The sequence below is a fragment of the Mesorhizobium shangrilense genome, from assembly GCF_028826155.1.
Lineage (GTDB): Bacteria > Pseudomonadota > Alphaproteobacteria > Rhizobiales > Rhizobiaceae > Arvimicrobium > Arvimicrobium flavum.
This window is the reverse complement of record NZ_JAQGPN010000001.1, coordinates 4,334,832-4,351,382: the sequence shown is the minus strand read 5'-3', so window position 1 is coordinate 4,351,382 and position 16,551 is coordinate 4,334,832. Positions and strand designations below refer to the sequence as shown.

Below are 16,551 nucleotides of genomic sequence, written 5' to 3'. Positions count from 1 at the left end.
GCACCTAGAAGCCGGGTGCTGCGTGGGGTTCGGTTCATCGTCGGTGTGTCCATGTACAGCATAGTGACGTACAGCATACTTGACACATTATCCCCCGTGGAATTAGCTTTCCGACAGGTGGGTGGCGATGGATCCCGGACGACCGGAGGAGAAACCATACCATGGCAACCCTTGCTGAATTGGACGCCCTCATTGACGGCAATCCCGATGCTGCACGCGGTATCGCAGCAGCCTACGAGGTCCTGCTGGGCGGGGTGCCCAGCATCAACGGCTTCGTCTATCTGATCAACAATTCGGTGAACACGAACTTCGGGTCGAACAATCCGGCCGTGACGTTCAACAAGGAAAACATCTTCATCAACATCGCCAACGCGCTGGTCCAGGACAACACGGATGCGGGGGCGGCGTTCGCCGGCATCATCGGGGGTGCTTCAACCCTGCAGGACAAGCTACTGGCGATCTACAACGCGTTCGTACCCTTGGACCACCAGACCGACGCCGGCCGCACCTTCTTCACGCGGGCCGAGGCTCAGGCCTTCTTCACCAACGTGGCGGCCGAGCGCGGCGTTGCCGGCGCTGACGGCGCAGCCATCGTTGGCCTCGCATCGCTTCTCAACATCCTCGTCACGGCCGATATCGGCGTCGGCGATTCCGTCAACGACCTCGTGGCCGCGATCGATGACGGCTCCGCCGCTCTGCCCGAGACGAGCGCGACCTTCATTCCGATAGAGGTTGCCGATGGCACCAACTTCGACGGCGATGACGTGGGGCCGGCGATCCTCTTCACCTCGGGTACCGACAATATCGTCGGCACGGCGGGCAACGACACCTTCAGCGCCCCGGTCGAGCAGACGTCGGGCTCTCCGATCCAGACGCTGAACAACACCGACACCGTCGATGGCGGGGCCGGCCGCAATTCACTGACGGCGCAACTGGTGAACCCGTTCACAATCCCGGCGGGCCTCACCAACATCCACGTGCTGAACCTCGACGGCGCACCGGGCTTCGTCGTGCCGCCGGTTACGCTGGACGTCCTGAACGCCAACGCGCTCGACACCATCAACTTCCGCGCGCCGGCGAACAGCATCACCGTCAACAACGTCAGCACCCTGCTGACCGACGTCGGTCTCAACGACGACATCGGCGGCAACACGTTCACGATTACCAATCTCGGCACGGCCACCAACGGCACTACCGATACGCTCGACGTCACCATCCGCAACCTGCCGACGGGGTCTCAGCTCAACATCGCCGGTTATGAAACGATCAATCTGGCCAGCAACGGCCCGGTCGCGAATGCTGCCAACGCCAACATGCTGGATTTCAACAATACGGCCGCTACGACCGTCAACGTCACCGGCGACGCCAATCTCCTATTGACGGGGACTGCGCTCAACATCGGCAATTTGGAGACGCTTGACGCGACGGGCATGGGGGCTGGCACCGGGATCGCCGCGGCCTTCACCGGCGGCGGCACAGTGACGGTGAACGGCAGCGAGGGCGCGGATGCTTTTGACTTCCTGGGGGTCACCACCGTACCTGTCACGGGCGGCCAGAGCCTCGTGACCGTCAATGGCAACGGCGGCGCCGACCTCATGTCGTTCAGCGCAGCGGTCGATGCCACCGCCAATGGCGGGGCGGGCGCAGATCTTCTGTTCTTCCAGGCGACCGGGGGTGGCGGAGCGTCGTTCAATGTCGACGACACCGCGGAAGGCGGCGCGGATCTGGATGAACTGGGGATCGAGTCGAACAACAACGGCGTGCTTCTTGCCGGGGTTGGCGCCAACATCACCGGCATCGAGCGGATCGTCCACAGCACGTCCGGGGCGGGCGCGACGACCGCCATCACCGCCGATCTCAGCCTCATGGGCTCGGCGACCGAGATCCAGTTCATCGGCGACTACAACAACTTGGACATCACCATCACCAACCAGACCAACACGCAAACGGTGATCTACTCCGCAGGCGGAGCAGCCAATGCCGTAGACGACATAAACCTTGATCAGGCAGTGGATGGCGCGCTCGACAACCTGCATCTCACCATGCAGAACAACACGGCGGGCGGCCTGAACGTCGTCAACGACGCCCTTATTACGGGCGCCGACATCGAGGCGGTTTCGATCGCTTCGCTGGGCGACGGCAACGACCCGAACGGCACCGCCGTCAACGTCATCGAGGCGGGCGATCTGGCCAACAGCGACATCATCCTGACCGGTGACGTCGACTTCAGGTTCGGCTTCGACAGCTTCAGCTATGACTTTGACACCGGTGTCTTCGATGCGCAGGCGTTCACCGCGGACCTGTCGCTCGGCGTCGGCGGTGGAAACCAGACGGTCATCGGCGGCGCCGGCAATGACGTGATTGCGATCCGCGGCGGCTATGCTGCCGGTGCGGCCGGTGACGTGGACGTCATCAACCTGACCTTCGGCGGCAGCGACACCGTGCGGTTCGACGGTGTGGCCTACACGGCGCCGGGGACTCCGCTGGCCAGCTATCACCGGGTCACCGGCTTCGGCATTGCCGACGATCTCCTACAGATCCAGGCGTCGCAGGCCGACCAGGCAGATGGCGGAGCGACCGCCGCGGCGGATGCGGCGCTGTTCCTCGACTACACGGCCGGCACGGTGATCAACGCCAACCTGCCGGGCGTCGGGGACAGCAACTTTATCAAGTTCACGACCGCCTCGGTGGGCGCGGCGACTGCCGATGCAGCCTTCGATCAGGCAATTGGCCTTGGGATCATAACCGTGGCCGCCGGCGTCACGGACATGATGGCGTCGATGTATGATGCGACAGCAGGCGTGATGATCCTGTTCAACATCAACGCTCCGGCCGTATTCATTAACGCGGCCGATGCGATCGACGTGCTCGCGACGGTCGAGATGTCCGCCGCCGACTACGCGGCGTTCTCAGCAGGCAACATCGATTTCGTCTAAGTAGATATCGCCGAGGCAAACTGCCCCGCCCTCTGATTTCGAGGGCGGGGTTTTCTTTTGCGCGAAGCTGCCTAAAAGGTGTACAGCAAACATGAGAGGCAAGCGCCGATGACAAACTTCGTCCCCCTGAACAAGGCCCTGCACGCCGCGAAGTCGTGGCGTCGGCCGGCAGACTATGCCTTCGCGTCCAGCGAGGCGTTGGCGCCGGTCGTCGGGCTGGAGGTGGCCGCTGCAGCCGTCAACATGCCGCTCGCCTTCGTCAGGAACGACAGGCTGGTCCAGCTCGTCGCCGTGACAGGCCTGCAGTCCGGCACGAATCTCTTCGTGGGCAAGGACGGCCGCTGGGTAGGGGCTTACGTGCCCGGCATCCTGCGTTCCTTTCCCTTCCGGCTGGCGCGCGTCGAGGGGCGGGAGGACATGGCGCTTTGCGTTGCCGAGGAGTACGTCGGGGATGATGGAGATCCGCTCTATGACGATGCCGGCAACCTGTCGTCCGGGGTCAAGCAGACCGTCTCCTTCCTGGAAGCATACGAGAAGAGCCGCCAGCAGATGACCTTCGCGGCTGCCGCGCTCTCCGACGCAGGCGTGCTGACGCCGTGGCAGATCAAGGTCAAGGCGAAGGACGGGCAGGAGAGGGCGGTTGCCGGGCTCTTGCGCGTAGACGAGAAAGCGCTGAACGCGCTCGATGAGGCTGCCTTCGCCAAATTGCGCAAGGTCGCGGCCCTGCCGATCGCCTACGCGCAGTTGCTGTCGATGTCGCGCCTGGAGGTGCTCAGCCGCCTGGCGGAGTTCCATGCCAGGGTCGCGGGCGCCGCGCCGGGGACTCCCGGCAGGGAGGTCAATCTGGACTTCCTGCGCGAGGACGACGGCAGTCTGGTTTTCTAGGCGGCCGGACGACGGGGCGCGGCTCATTAACCCTTCACTAGGGATGAAATTGATGTCACGAAGATAGGTCTGTACTGAAAATACGGGGAAAAACTCAAGTCGCGATGGTTGCCGGGCGGGCAATGCGGCGGGTGTTCTTTGGCGACCTTGGCAAGGTGAACAAGAACGGGGCAAGCTCGTCGTTCTCCAGATGCACGGAGCCGCCATGATTGTTTGGGGTCAATCTTACGATGGTTGGGAAACGGCCGGATAGCGACATGCTCGTGGGTGGCGTGAGCTTGCTGGAGCAACTGCTTGAGCTTTGTGGTGAAACGGACGGCACCGTCATCACGCGAGGAGAGATCGGCTATTTGCTCGATCTGCTGCGGAAAATGAGAGCGCGTGAGCGCCCTGCCGAGGCGTCTGACGGCGATGGGAGGGGCGTGTCCTGATCGGCGACCCGCGCAGCGCGCTCGCCGTCACCTGACGCGCCGAGCGACGCGACACCGCGCTTCATTGCCAAAGTCGGGCGCGGGCGCTATGCCCGACGCTTACGAAACGGCGGAATATCCCATATGACCAATGTCGCCCTCACCGGGCTCGCGCGCGACCTTGCCCGCCGTGCTGACGAGGGCCGGCCGGTACGCATCGGCGTCATCGGTTCCGGCGAGATGGGCACGGACCTCGTCACCCAGTGCATGCTGATGAAGGGCGTCGATCTCGTCGCCATTTCCACGCGACGTCCGCACACTGCGTCGCACGCCATCCGCATCGCCTATGGCGACGACGCGAGGGCGGCCGAGGCAGATACGGCATCGCGGGTGACGGCCGCCATCGAGGCGAACAAGATCGCCATCACCTCGAACGAAATGCTCGTCTCCAATCCGCTGATCGACGTCGTCATCGATGCCACCGGCAAGCCGGGCGTCGCCGCGGATTTCGACCTGATGGCCATGCAGCACGGCAAGCATGTGGTGATGATGAACGTCGAAGCCGACGTCACCATCGGCCCTTGGCTGAAGCGCGAGGCCGACCGGCTCGGGGTCGTCTACTCGGTGGGCGCCGGTGACGAACCGTCCTCCTGCATGGAACTCATCGAGTTCGCCACCGCGCTCGGCTACACGATCGTCTCGGCGGGCAAGGGCAAGAACAATCCCCTCAACCACGACGCGGTCCCCGACGACTACCGGGAGGAGGCCATGCGCCGGAACATGAACCCGCGCATGCTGGTCGAGTTCGTCGACGGCTCCAAGACCATGGTCGAGATGTGCGCGATCGCCAACGCCACCGGGCTGGTGCCCGACATTGCGGGCATGCATGGGCCGAATGCGGATCGCGATCAGCTCGCTCGCGTCCTTATCCCGCGCGAGGATGGCGGCATTCTCGGCCGGAAGGGCGTTGTCGACTACACGATTGGCAAGGGCGTTGCACCGGGCGTCTTCGTCATCGTCGAGGCCACGCATCCGCGAATCATCGAGCGGATGGACGACCTGCATGTCGGCAAGGGGCCCTACTACAGCTTCTTCCGGCCTTATCATCTGACCTCACTGGAAGTGCCGCTGACGGCGGCGCGCATCATGCTTCACGGCAAGCCCGACATGGTGCCCTTGCCGCGGCCAGTGGCGGAAGTGTGCGCCGTGGCGAAGCGCGATCTGGCGGCCGGCGAGACCTTCGATGCGATCGGCGAGACCTGCTACCGTTCCTGGACGATGACGGTCGAGGAGGCGAGGGCGGTCGGCGCTGTGCCTGTCGGCCTGCTCGAAGGAGGCAAGGTGCTGCGACCAGTGAGGAAGGGCGAACCGCTGACGCGCGACAATGCCTCGCCCGATCCGACGACGCGGCTGTTTGCATTGCGACAGCTCCAGGACGGGATGCTCTACGGATCGTGATGCACGCCTGATCGGGCGGATATACACTGTGCAAGCGTATATCCTCGGAGGTTCGCTATACGTGTCGCGAAATGGGGCAACAGCTTGGCTGTCAGACTGCCCGGTGCGGTCGTCGAAGCCCTGAATCTGAATGAAGGCGACGAGATTAACATCCATGTCGCGGATCGAGATGAATTCGGCGTCGTTCGTCAGCCCACACGAGCGGAACTGATCCTTCAGCTACGGAAATATCGAGGCATGCTGCCGGCCGACTTCAAGTTCGACCGGGAGGAGGCAAACGCCCGATAGCGCGCCCAGTCCGTTCTTCGACGCAAATGTGCTTTTGTACCTAGCCTCTGGTGACGAGCCGAGAGCCCGCATCGTTGAGGCGATGGCGGCACCGTCAGCGTTCAAGTTCTGAACGAGATTACCAACGTAGCGCGCCGAAAAATGCAGATGCCGTGGGACGCTACCCTTGCCTTCCTGCAGCCATTCGAGTTGCTGCTCGCGGTGATCCCCCTGACCCTGCCGGTTCATCGGCAAGGCTTGCGTCTGGCGCAGCGCTACCAGCTTTCCATCTTTGACGGTATGATCGTGGCGGCCGCGTTCTCGTCTGAATGCAGTATTTTGCTGTTCGAACACATGCAGGACGGCCTTGTGATCGACGATCGGCTCACAATCCGCAACCCGTTTGCCTACTAGACGGCCTACATTCCCAGTTCTACGCTCCTCTTGCGGGCAGCCTCCACTGCGTCCCCCACCAGCTTCTTCAGCCGGTCCTCGCCCATCAGCACGTCAAGCGCGGCTGCGGTCGTGCCGTTCGGGCTCGTCACCTGCTGGCGCAGAACGCCCGGTTCTTCCGAGCTTGCCGCCGCGAGCGACGCGGCGCCGTAGACGGTCTGCATCGCCAGAAGTTTCGCCGTCTTCGCCGGCAGACCCGCTGCCTCGGCGGCTGCCGTCAGGCATTCGATGAAGTGGAAGATGTAGGCCGGGCCAGATCCCGACACTGCCGTCACCGCGTCCATCAGGCTCTCGTCGTCGATCGTCGCGACCTCGCCGCTGGTCGCCAGCAAATCGGCGACGAAGCGCCTCGTCGCGTCCGAAACCTGCGAGTTCGAATAGACGACCATCATGCCCTTGCCGATTGCCGCCGGTGTGTTGGGCATGCAGCGGACGATCGGCGTGTCGACGCCGAGCACCTCTTCGAACGTTTTCATCCCGGTTCCGGCAGCGATGCTGAGGAACGTCGTGGGGCCGCCGGCAAATCGTCTATAAGCTTCGGTTACGCCACGGATGACCTGTGGCTTGACGGCGAGAACGACAAGCGTCGGGTCCGCGTCGGCCGGAACCGCGTTCGCCTCGGCTGCCGCCCGGACGCCCAGCGCCTCGGCTCGAGCCCGCAACACGTCCGCGGGCTCTACGACAAACGCTTCGTCCGCCCGCAATTGCCCGGACGTCAGCCAGCCTGCAAGCATGGCGTAGCCCATGTTGCCGCAGCCGACGAGAATGATCTTTGTGGCCATCCGACACCTCCGCCCACTCCCTTAGTCATTTGCGGGACGAGGCGAAAGACCTATCGGAGGGAACCGCTCGGCACGGGCAGGCGCGCGACCATGCGCAGGCCGAACACGCTGATCAGGAAGAACACCCATACGGGGTCGACGCGCCGGAAGAAGAAGGATTCCAGGAAGGCGTTCAGCGCCGTGAACAGGAAGACCATCATGAAGAAGTCGCCCAGGAGGATGTTCTCTCTGAGCGGCGGGATCCGGATGTAGTCGCGCATCGGTTCGATGAAGAAGGCCATGATCGCGACCAAGAGCGCCGGCAGGCCCATGGCGACGGCGATATCGACATAGCCGTTGTGGCCATGGACCATCGTCCGGACGTCCCATGCACGGTCGAACGGATGGTCGGTGGACATCACGGCGACGCCCCGCCAGAAGCTCTCGAAGCCGTATCCCGTCCACGGGCGCTTCATGATCATCTCGCCGGCGAACTCCCAGAGGGAGGTGCGTCCCGTGTAGGTGAGATCCGGAATCTGCGAGAGGACGAGTTCCTTTACCGGCTGGATGAAGACAATGCCGAGTGTCGCCACAGCCGTTCCGACGAATGCCAGGGCAACGAGCAGCACCGTAAGCCGCCGCATGCCGATCAGTCCGGGAACCATGACGATGAGGATGGCGAGCGGCACCAGGCCGGCGGTCGTCTTCGAGCCGGTATTGGCCATGAAGATGATGGCGGTGATCAGCAGGAAGAGGCCCCGGCGCTTCCAGCCGCGTCGGTAGAGATAGAGTCCAGCGAAGCTGAAGCCGGCCATCACCGGTCCGGCGATGTTCTTGTGCGCGAAGACGCCGCGCCACAGGCCGGCATGCTCCCATTCGACGTCGGCGCCCGAATGCATCGCGGCGCCGGGCAGCAGAATCAGGCCCATGTAGCTGATGACCACCACCGTGATCCCGGCGACCGCGAACACTGAGGCAAAGGCTTGCCCGTCGCGCGGCAGCGCAAGCACGGCGACGACCGCGATGATTCCGATGAGTGTGAACAGCCCCCCGCGCGCCGCGGCGGAGGGGTCCGTCGCATTCATGATCGACAGGCCGAAGAAGCCGAGCATCAACAGCCACCATGGACTGAAGAAGGCGGAAATCGTGCGCGGGTTGACGCAGGAAAGCATGGCGAACAGCGCCAGGCCGCCAAGGGCGCTGAAACCCAGCTGGTTGACGATGTCGCCTCCCGCATCCGGCTCCAGCGTGGCGCCGCCCGGTTGGAACGGGCGGAACGATATGACAATGACCGTCAGGATGACTGCCGCCAGAACCGTCGGTACGACCGACGAAGCCAGCGCGCGCGCCAGCCACGGGCGGTCAGTTCTTCTCGGGCTGGCGATACTGTTCGTTGGCATAACCAAATTCCGCCATCACGCGGCCGAGCGCCACATAGATCGGATAGACCGCGATCTGCGGCGATGCGCTCTGCGCCAGGCGCACCGCGGCACGAAAGGGGGAGGCGCCAAGCAGCGCGAGGCTCTTGGCGAAGACTTTCAGACCTGCGAAGGGCGTGCCCGCCCGCTTCTTCTTCTCGACCAAGGTCGAGATGACGCCGTTGCGCAGGCTGCGCGCACGAATCCAGTCGGCCTTCGTGCGCCTCGCCGGGACCGCCTCGTAGACCGGCGCCTCGGCGCACCATCCAAGCTTGAAGCCGGCCTGGACGGAACGGCTCAGGAAATCCGAATCGCCGCCGCCCATGAAGTTGAAGCGAAGGTCGAGGAAGGGCGGCCCCATGCGCTCGAGGACATGACGGCCGACCAGGAGATTGCCGGACGAATAGAGCGCCGGAACGCGGCCCGTGCCGGAATAGGGAGGCGCGAACACGGGATGCCCGCTCCAGCGGTTCTCCGCATCCTCGGCAAAGACCGGCAGTTGCGGCCCTCCGACGATGTCCACGCCAAGCGCGTCGGCGGCGGCGCACATCCGCTCCAGCCAATCCGGGTCGGCGAGTTCGTCGTCATCGATGACGAGGAGGTGGCGGAAATTGGGGAAGGTCACCAGCGCCGTTTCCCAGCCGGCATTGTAGGCGCTGCAGTTGCCCCGCTGATGGGCGATAATCACGAGTCCGGGGAGCGTCGCGCCTTCGAAGAGGGGAGCCGCGGCGGCGGCGCCTTCGCGCAGTTCGGCCTCGTTCTCCATCACGATGATCGCGAAACGCCGTGACGTCCTCTGCGCCTCGAGCGAACGCAGCGTATCGAGGAGCTGTTGCGGGCGCTTGAAGGTCGGCAGCGTGACCACCGCCTCCACAGCGGCTTCATCGAGGCCGCGCGTTCGGGCGAAAATGCTGACGGAAGGCGGCAAAGCGAACATTCCCATGGGCCATCGGTCGATACCATCGCGCGCATAACGATCGGTTAAGCGGGGTCCGCGAATTGCTGCCCGGAAACGCCAAGACGGCAACGCCGTCCCCACAACCTGAGGTCGGAACGAGGTTGCCGATCATTGTCACGCTCAACTTAAGCGAAAATTTATCCGAGTTTGCGATCCAGAGCCAAAAGGCTTGGTCATGCATCTTGTGTTCGCCACTTCCCTCGTGCCTGACGGCGCCATGACGTCTGGCTATGAGATCGCGACAGCGGCCATCGTCGACGCGTTGCGTCGCGCGGGCGTGCGCGTGACCGTTGTTGGTTTCAAGCTGCCCGGCCGTGAGGCCATAGATCCGGACCAAACCGTGGTGCTGGGGACGCTCGAGGTCAGGACGGATCGCGCCGACACCCGCACGAAACTGCGCTGGCTCGGCAAGGCAATGCTCTCCAACATGACGTTTTCGTCGGCCAAGCTGCTGGCAATTCCACCGGCTGCGCTGAAGAAGGAACTGGCGCGGCTGGAGCCGTTCGACGGATTCCTGTTGAACTCGGTGCAGTTCGCCGCCGCATATGAAGAGTGCTTCGTCCACAAGCCTAGCCTCTTCGCACCCTATAACGTCGAGTACCGTTCCGCCGCCGAGAATGCCGAAGCCGCCCACAGCGCGGTCGAACGCTTTCTCTACCGGCGCGAGGCGCGCCTGCTCGAGACGGTGGAGAAGCGCCTCTGCGACAGGGCCAGCTTCGTCTACACACTGGCGCCGGAGGATCGCGCACCGCTCGGCGTCGCCTCGGATGCAAGGTCCGCGTGGCTGCCTCTGGTGGCGCGACTGACGCCGCCGCAGCGGGTGACCAGGCGGGATATCGCCTGTGACGCCGCCTTGATCGGCACCTGGACCTGGCACCCGAACCTGATAGGCCTCGAATGGTTCCTGAACGAGGTCGTGCCGCATCTGCCGTCTGACTTCAGGGTGAACATCGCAGGTAGCGTCCCGACAAGGATCCGATCCGACCATCCGGGCGTCCGCCTCGTGGGGCGCGTGCCGGACGCCACCGAATTCGTGCTGTCGGGCGCGGCGGTGCCGTTGATCAGCCGGGCGGGGACAGGCGTCCAGTTGAAGACGATCGAGACTTTCGAACTCGGCCTGCCTTCGGTGGCGACGAGGAGTTCGCTGCGCGGCATCACCAACGTTCCGGAGAACTGCGCCGTTACCGACGACGCCAGGGAGTTTGCGCGCCTGCTCGTCGAGACGTCGAAGAAGCCGGACTGCATCGACGGCAGCCGGTTCTATGCCGCGCAGCGCGCCGCCCTCGACGCCACCATCCGGCGTGGCCTCGAAACGCTGAAGGCGGGACGGCTTGAGGCGGCCGCATGAACGTTCGAGCTTCTACCTCGACGGCGACACCGGTCTCCTATCGGGACATCGTCGGCGTGAGGGTGGCGGCCCTGCACTGGAGCGCTGCGATCGAATTGATGCAATCGCGCATCGCTGATCGACACCACACGAAGGTGGCGTTCCTCAACGCGCATGTCGCCAATTGCGCCGCCGCGGACCGTGAGTTCAAGCAGGCGCTGCGCGACTTCCTGGTCCTGCCCGATGGCGTCGGCGTCGATATTGCGTCGAAGCTTCTCCATGGCGAGCCGTTGCCGGCCAATCTCAACGGAACGGATTTCGTGCCGGCGCTGCTCTCGCAGACGCAGACACCGCTCACCGTCGGGCTGATCGGCGGGCGCCGCGCCAACCTTGATGGCGCAGTCGCCGCCCTGCGTCGCAACATACCCCAGCATCACTATCGAGCGGTGGCGGACGGCTTCTTTTCCGAAACAGAGACTGCCGCCATCTGCGCCGACCTCGCGGCCGAACGGCCCGACATCCTGCTCGTCGCCATGGGTGTTCCCAAGCAGGAGAAATGGATCGCGCAGCACCTCGACCAGCGCCATGCGACGTTGCCGCTTGCCGTCGGCGCGCTGTTCGACTTCTTCGCGGGGGCTGTGCCGCGGGCGCCGGGCTGGGTGCGCAGGCTGAGGTGCGAATGGCTGTTCCGCCTGTGGATCGAACCGGGCCGCTTGTGGCGGCGCTACCTTATCGGCAATCCGCAGTTCCTGTGGCGCGTGCTGAAACAGAAGATTGCAGGCTGAGGCAGCGATCATGGACGATTGTCTCATGTCTACCGAATCGCTCACGAGGACGGCATCGACGCCGGCTCGCCGGCCGACATCGGCCATCGTGACACCGAGCTATGCGCCCGACTTCGAGCGCTGCCGTCTGCTCTGCGAGACGCTCGATCACTTCGTCACCGGATTCGACAAGCACTATCTGCTCGTCGAGCAACGCGACGTCAGCCTGTTTCGCGCGCTGGAATCGCCGCGCCGCGTCGTCATCAGCGAACGGGATCTGCTGCCGCGGTGGCTGGTGCCGATCGACGATCCGCTGAGCGGGTTCAAGCGTCGACTGTGGCTGAGCCCCTTCACCATGCCGCTGCGCGGCTGGCACGTGCAGCAACTGCGGCGTATGGCGATCGCCATGGCGTCGACGGAAGACGTGCTGGTCTATTGCGATTCCGACGTGGTGTTCCTCAAGCCCTTCGACTGCGCCGCGTTTCACCGCGACGACAAGGTCAGGCTCTATCGCAACAAGGACGCCTTGCTGAAACCCCAGATCGCAGATCAGCGGGCATGGTCCGACAATGCGGCGCGTGTGCTTGGGATTCCGGTAGAGCCGATCTCGAACGACGACTACATCACGACGGTGATCGCATGGCGTCGCGCGACCATGGTGGCCTTGTGCGAGCATCTGGAGAAGGTGTCGGGCCGCAACTGGGTCGCGGCCGCCGGAACCCGGCGAAAATTCTCGGAATGCATGATCTACGGCCGTTTCGTCGATGACGTCCTGGCCGGACAGGACCATTTCCACGACGACCGCGAATTCTGCCACGTCAAATGGTTCGGCGACCCGATGTCGGATGAACAACTGGCCGATTTCGTCGCAACGATGGCACCCGAACAGGTCGCCATCGGCATGCAGTCCTTCATCGGCACTGACCTGGGCCGCATTCGCCGGCTGACCGGGCTGGTCTGATCTCGTCAGTCGAGGCGCATGGGCTGGGTCAGAACGTTCTGGCCGGGCGCGTGAGCGCGGCATAGGTGAACGCTGCGGACGCCAGATAAAGCCCGAGGAACCCGGCATTGAGCGACCAGATCAGGCCGTCGGGCGTCGAGGCCGCCCGTATCAGGACGAACAAGATAAGCGCCTTGAGGGCTGCCAGCATGGCGAGGCTGACGACGCGCAGCAACGTCTGCCCGCGTGCATAGAGGAGTTCGGCCTGGTACTCGATGAGATTGCGCAGGCCAGGCACAAAAATGGCGAGGCCGACCAGCGGCGCGGCCTCGGCGACGTTTCGGCCGAGTGCGGTGGGGAAGAAGTGCAAGACTACCGCCATTGCGGCAAGCGCGGCCGTCGACACCGCGAAGATTGCGGCCTCGATGCCGGCCCTGGCGCGCAGGCCACGCAGCATTTCCGGCGTCCGCATCATCTTCTGGACCAGCATCATGGAGAAGGCCCTGATCGGGATTGCGGTGAGGTCCACCAGCCGCATGACGATCGCATAGATGCCCGCGAGGGCGGGGCCGCCGAGCGCCAGCACGATCAGCTTGTCGAACTCCGATTGCAGATAGAACAGCACCTCGCTGCCGGCGACCGTGACGGCGTCGTGGAGGCGACGCCAGTAGAGCGCCGGCCGGAAGCGGATGCGCTGCCTTGGATAGCATAGCGCCGCGCCGATCAGCAGCGCGCCGGCATTGGCCGCCAGATAGAGGAGACTCCAGCTGCCGAGATCGTGATGCGGCCAGAACGCGAAGACGCCAGCCGCCGCAGCCCGGAACGCCGTTCCCATGATGACCAGGAGCGCGCCGCGTCCGAACAAGCCCAGTCCGTTGTTGACGATGACGACAGCTTCGAAGGGACGCCACAGCAGCGCCTCGGCGGCGATCACCGTGAGGAACACCGGGAGGCTCAGTTCGGGCGAGAAGAACAGGAGGTAGGTCCCGAACGAGGCCAGCGCGAGTGCTGGCAGCGAGAGAGCGGACATCAGCAGGAAGCCGCCGGTGAAGACGCCGATCAGCCGAGGCTTGACGCTCGCGGCCCGGTAGAGTGGCGAGATGAAGCCGAAGGCCAGGATGCGCGACAGCATCACGCCTGCGGCGCTCGCGGTGGCGAAAAGGCCGAAGTCCGGGATCGAAAGCGAGTTGGCGAGCGCAACGAAGTAGACCAGCGAAAAGACCAGCCGGCCGGCCGAGCCGCTGACCGCTGAAAGATAGCCTCGCAGAAGGTTGCGCCGGGCGGTCAGGAGCCTCCTCAGCTTCGCCGTCCTGCTTACGGGAGCGCTGTCTGCAAGATCCGTCATGGTCCCGGACATGCCTATACGCCAATGCTTAACGGGCTGTATCGGCGGCGAAAATTCGCCCGAAATTAACCTTTTGTTTTCCACGCCCCTTTAGCGTGCCTTAACGAATGAGCCATCCGAGTCCCGGACGGCGGGGGAGTCCACTGGCGTCTCTATGCATGAAGGTGAGAAAACTGGCGCGAGGCAGCACCTAAGGTCGCTTCTCTCGCTCAGCCGCGTTGCCGAAGAGGCAGACGCGGATCGCTTGCCAATGCCGTCTGGATCTCCAACCCCGACCTTGCAGAACGACGCTGTAAGTCGCCATCGACTGGCGCGCTCCCGTCGCGAAGGCCAGCGCAATACCATTCTCGATGCCTTGGCCAACGGTGAGCCGGTGCCGGCCATGGAGCGGAGGAGGTCGGACCGGCAGCCATATGGCGGGACCGAAGCCCCCGCAGGGCTCGCGGCGGAGCCGGCAGTCGATCTGCCCGCAGGTCCGCTTGAGCGCACCAAGGATTTTGTGCGCGGCTGGCTCGGTCCTTCGCCATCGCGCACGAGCCGCGCCGATGCGTCGGCGCCTGGCACGGACGAGGTGACGGATACGCAACGTGCCGTTGGCGAGTTCCCGATGCGCGTCGCCGCTGACGAGCCCGGTCAGGGCCACGTCGTCCCACCGCAGGTAAACCAGGAGTTCCAGCAGTGGACGCCGCTGATCGATCCGCTTCGGGTCATCGGCGCGATTTTCGACTCCAAGGGTCTGATCCTTGCCGCCACCATTGTCGGTACGTTGGTCGGTGTCGGGATCGCTCTGTCCACACCAAAGAAATACGAGGCCATCACCGAGCTTCTGGTCGATCCCCGCGACCTGAAGCTGTCCGACAGGGATCTGACCCAGCAGGGTCTCCCGTCGGATGCGACGCTTGCGATCATCGAGAACCAGGTGCGAGTGCTGACGTCCGGCACGGTGCTGGGCAAGGTCGTTGACGAACTCAAGCTTGACCAGGATCCCGAATTCAACGGCCAGCGCAAGTCGTTCGGCTTGCGCTCCCTAATCGGCGAACTGCGCGCGATGCTGTCGCGCAGCAGCGACGACGGAGGGGCAGCGGACCATCGCCACACCATCGCCATCGAGAATCTCGCCAGAAACCTGTCGGTGGAGCGCGGCGGCAAGACCTTCGTCGTCACCATCGGCGCCCGGAGCGAGAGCCCGGAGAAGTCGGCGCTCATCGCCAACAAGATGCGGGAGGTGTTCCTGCAGACGTCCGGGGAGATACAGTCGCAGACGGCCGGTCGCGCGGCCGATGAATTGGCGAAGGGGCTCGACGAGCTTCGCGCCGGGGTCGAGCAGGCCGAGCGCAAGGTGGCGGCCTTCAAGGCTGAGAACGACATCATCGATCCTCAAGGCCGGCTGATCACCGATGACGAGATCATCAGGCTGAACGAGCAATTGACTGGAGCGCGGGCCCGGACCCTTGAGCTCAATGCCAGGGCGGCAAGTGTTCGCGACGTCGGCGTCGATTCGGTGCTGGGCGGCGCAATTCCCGAAAGCCTGAATTCCAGCGTCATCACCGAACTCAGGTCGCAGTACGCGGCCTTGAAGAACGAGGCCGACCGGCTTGCCGTCAGGTTGGGGCCGCGCCATCCCCAGCGACAGGCCATTGAGGCCCAGCTTGCCGGCGCTCGCGACCAGATCGCGTCGGAACTGCGCCGCATCGGCTCGTCCATCCAGGTCGAACTCAAGCGCGCCGTGGAACTGGAGCAGCAACTGGCGCAGCGCCTGGCTCAGCTGAAGGTCAGGCAGGGCGATCTCGGCGGCGAACTGGTCGAGCTGCGTGAACTTGAGCGGGTGGCGTCCACCAGGCGCGCCGTCTACGAATCCTACCTGCTGCGCGCCAGGGAAACAGGCGAACAGCGTGGCATCAACACGGCCAACGTGAGCGTGATCTCCGAAGCCTATCCGCCGCTGGATCCCTCGGGTCCGTCGCGTTCGAACATCGCGCTGACTGGCATGCTGCTTGGGTTCGCCTCGGGCGTCGGCCTGGCAGCCATGCGTGGGGCCTATGACAGCCTGCGCGAACGCCGGCGGCAGGACCGCAACGGGAGACGGGGGCCTGCTCCGTTCTCGCCGGGTCCGGGCGGGTCATCGCCGGGGCCATCGGGCGAGAGAAGCCCGCTTCTGGCCCGGCGGAGCGACCACGAATCTCCGGTCCCCGGAGAGGGAGCCGTCCGTCCCGACCAGGCGGACAGATTTCCAAACGGCCACGGCAGGGCACTCCGCTCGGCGGCGAACGACGCGCACGGATACGCATGGCCGTCGTCCCACAGATCTCCGATCCATGGGCGCCCTTCAGCCGACAACGCGTCCATCGCGAGCCACGCGTCCGCCTACCCGTACTCCGAGGTAATTCCCTATCCCGAACTCGCGCGGAGCCGGTCGCAGCAAGCAGGATACCAGGGCTGGTCTTCCCCGGAGCGCTACGTGCGCGCTGCCGAAGCAAGAATGTCGCCGGTTGAGCCGGGTTCGGCAGAGGCTATCGCCGAGATACGCGCCAGCCTCGCCGAATTCCGGGAAGCGGTGCGCGATCTCACCGAGAGCCGGCAGAAGCGCCGCTTCCTTTGATTTTGCCGATGATTTCGGGTTTACGGCATG

The 16,551-nt window shown here is 64.4% G+C and carries 14 protein-coding genes; 10 read left to right on the top strand and 4 right to left on the bottom strand.

Annotated features, from left to right (window positions below; genetic code table 11):
* The first annotated feature begins 161 nt into the window (after nt 1-161).
* From PD284_RS21030 to PD284_RS21005, 6 genes are all read left to right on the top strand, one after another.
* Nucleotides 162-2,936, top strand: a complete 2,775-nt coding sequence (locus PD284_RS21030) for a beta strand repeat-containing protein (RefSeq protein WP_274630075.1) — start codon at nt 162-164, stop codon at nt 2,934-2,936.
* Between the two features lie 108 nt (nt 2,937-3,044).
* Entirely contained in the window at nt 3,045-3,821 is a 777-nt protein-coding gene (locus PD284_RS21025; RefSeq protein ID WP_274630074.1) for a SapC family protein, read from the top strand.
* Nucleotides 3,822-4,078: 257 nt separating this feature from the next.
* A complete protein-coding gene (locus PD284_RS21020) occupies nt 4,079-4,252 on the top strand; it encodes a hypothetical protein (protein ID WP_274630073.1) in 174 nt (57 codons plus the stop codon).
* Nucleotides 4,253-4,375: 123 nt separating this feature from the next.
* A complete protein-coding gene (locus PD284_RS21015; RefSeq protein ID WP_274630072.1) occupies nt 4,376-5,689 on the top strand; it encodes an NAD(P)H-dependent oxidoreductase in 1,314 nt (437 codons plus the stop codon).
* Between the two features lie 57 nt (nt 5,690-5,746).
* Nucleotides 5,747-5,977 (top strand): AbrB/MazE/SpoVT family DNA-binding domain-containing protein, encoded by a 231-nt coding sequence (locus PD284_RS21010; protein WP_274630722.1) that lies wholly within the window; start codon nt 5,747-5,749, stop codon nt 5,975-5,977.
* A gap of 147 nt (nt 5,978-6,124) precedes the next feature.
* Entirely contained in the window at nt 6,125-6,370 is a 246-nt protein-coding gene (locus tag PD284_RS21005) for a PIN domain-containing protein (RefSeq protein ID WP_274630071.1), read from the top strand.
* Nucleotides 6,371-6,375: 5 nt separating this feature from the next.
* Here the strand turns inward: PD284_RS21005 and proC are convergent, their stop codons facing one another.
* Genes proC through PD284_RS20990 form a run of 3 tightly spaced genes read right to left on the bottom strand, consistent with a single transcriptional unit; the run spans nt 6,376 to nt 9,525 of the window.
* Nucleotides 6,376-7,191, bottom strand: coding sequence for a pyrroline-5-carboxylate reductase (gene proC, locus PD284_RS21000; RefSeq protein ID WP_274630070.1), 816 nt, complete (start codon nt 7,189-7,191; stop codon nt 6,376-6,378).
* Nucleotides 7,192-7,241: 50 nt separating this feature from the next.
* Nucleotides 7,242-8,570, bottom strand: coding sequence for an O-antigen ligase family protein (locus PD284_RS20995; RefSeq protein ID WP_274630069.1), 1,329 nt, complete (start codon nt 8,568-8,570; stop codon nt 7,242-7,244).
* Nucleotides 8,533-9,525 (bottom strand): glycosyltransferase family 2 protein, encoded by a 993-nt coding sequence (locus PD284_RS20990; protein ID WP_274630721.1) that lies wholly within the window; start codon nt 9,523-9,525, stop codon nt 8,533-8,535. The genes PD284_RS20995 and PD284_RS20990 overlap by 38 nt, the downstream gene beginning before the upstream one ends.
* Nucleotides 9,526-9,721: 196 nt before the next feature.
* Between PD284_RS20990 and PD284_RS20985 the strand changes: the two genes are divergently transcribed.
* Genes PD284_RS20985 through PD284_RS20975 form a run of 3 tightly spaced genes read left to right on the top strand, consistent with a single transcriptional unit; the run spans nt 9,722 to nt 12,598 of the window.
* Entirely contained in the window at nt 9,722-10,894 is a 1,173-nt protein-coding gene (locus PD284_RS20985; RefSeq protein WP_274630068.1) for a glycosyltransferase family 4 protein, read from the top strand.
* On the top strand, nt 10,891-11,658 hold the full coding sequence (locus PD284_RS20980) for a WecB/TagA/CpsF family glycosyltransferase (RefSeq protein WP_274630067.1): 768 nt from the start codon (nt 10,891-10,893) through the stop codon (nt 11,656-11,658). The genes PD284_RS20985 and PD284_RS20980 overlap by 4 nt, the downstream gene beginning before the upstream one ends.
* Nucleotides 11,659-11,683: 25 nt before the next feature.
* Complete coding sequence (locus PD284_RS20975; RefSeq protein ID WP_274630066.1) at nt 11,684-12,598, top strand: DUF6492 family protein; 915 nt, start codon at nt 11,684-11,686, stop codon at nt 12,596-12,598.
* Nucleotides 12,599-12,626: 28 nt separating this feature from the next.
* Here PD284_RS20975 and PD284_RS20970 read toward each other — a convergent pair whose 3' ends face one another.
* Nucleotides 12,627-13,922, bottom strand: a complete 1,296-nt coding sequence (locus PD284_RS20970) for a lipopolysaccharide biosynthesis protein (protein ID WP_274630065.1) — start codon at nt 13,920-13,922, stop codon at nt 12,627-12,629.
* Nucleotides 13,923-14,304: 382 nt separating this feature from the next.
* Here PD284_RS20970 and PD284_RS20965 point away from each other — a divergent pair, with 382 nt between their 5' ends.
* Complete coding sequence (locus PD284_RS20965; protein ID WP_338036674.1) at nt 14,305-16,521, top strand: GumC family protein; 2,217 nt, start codon at nt 14,305-14,307, stop codon at nt 16,519-16,521.
* Nucleotides 16,522-16,551 lie beyond the last annotated feature (30 nt).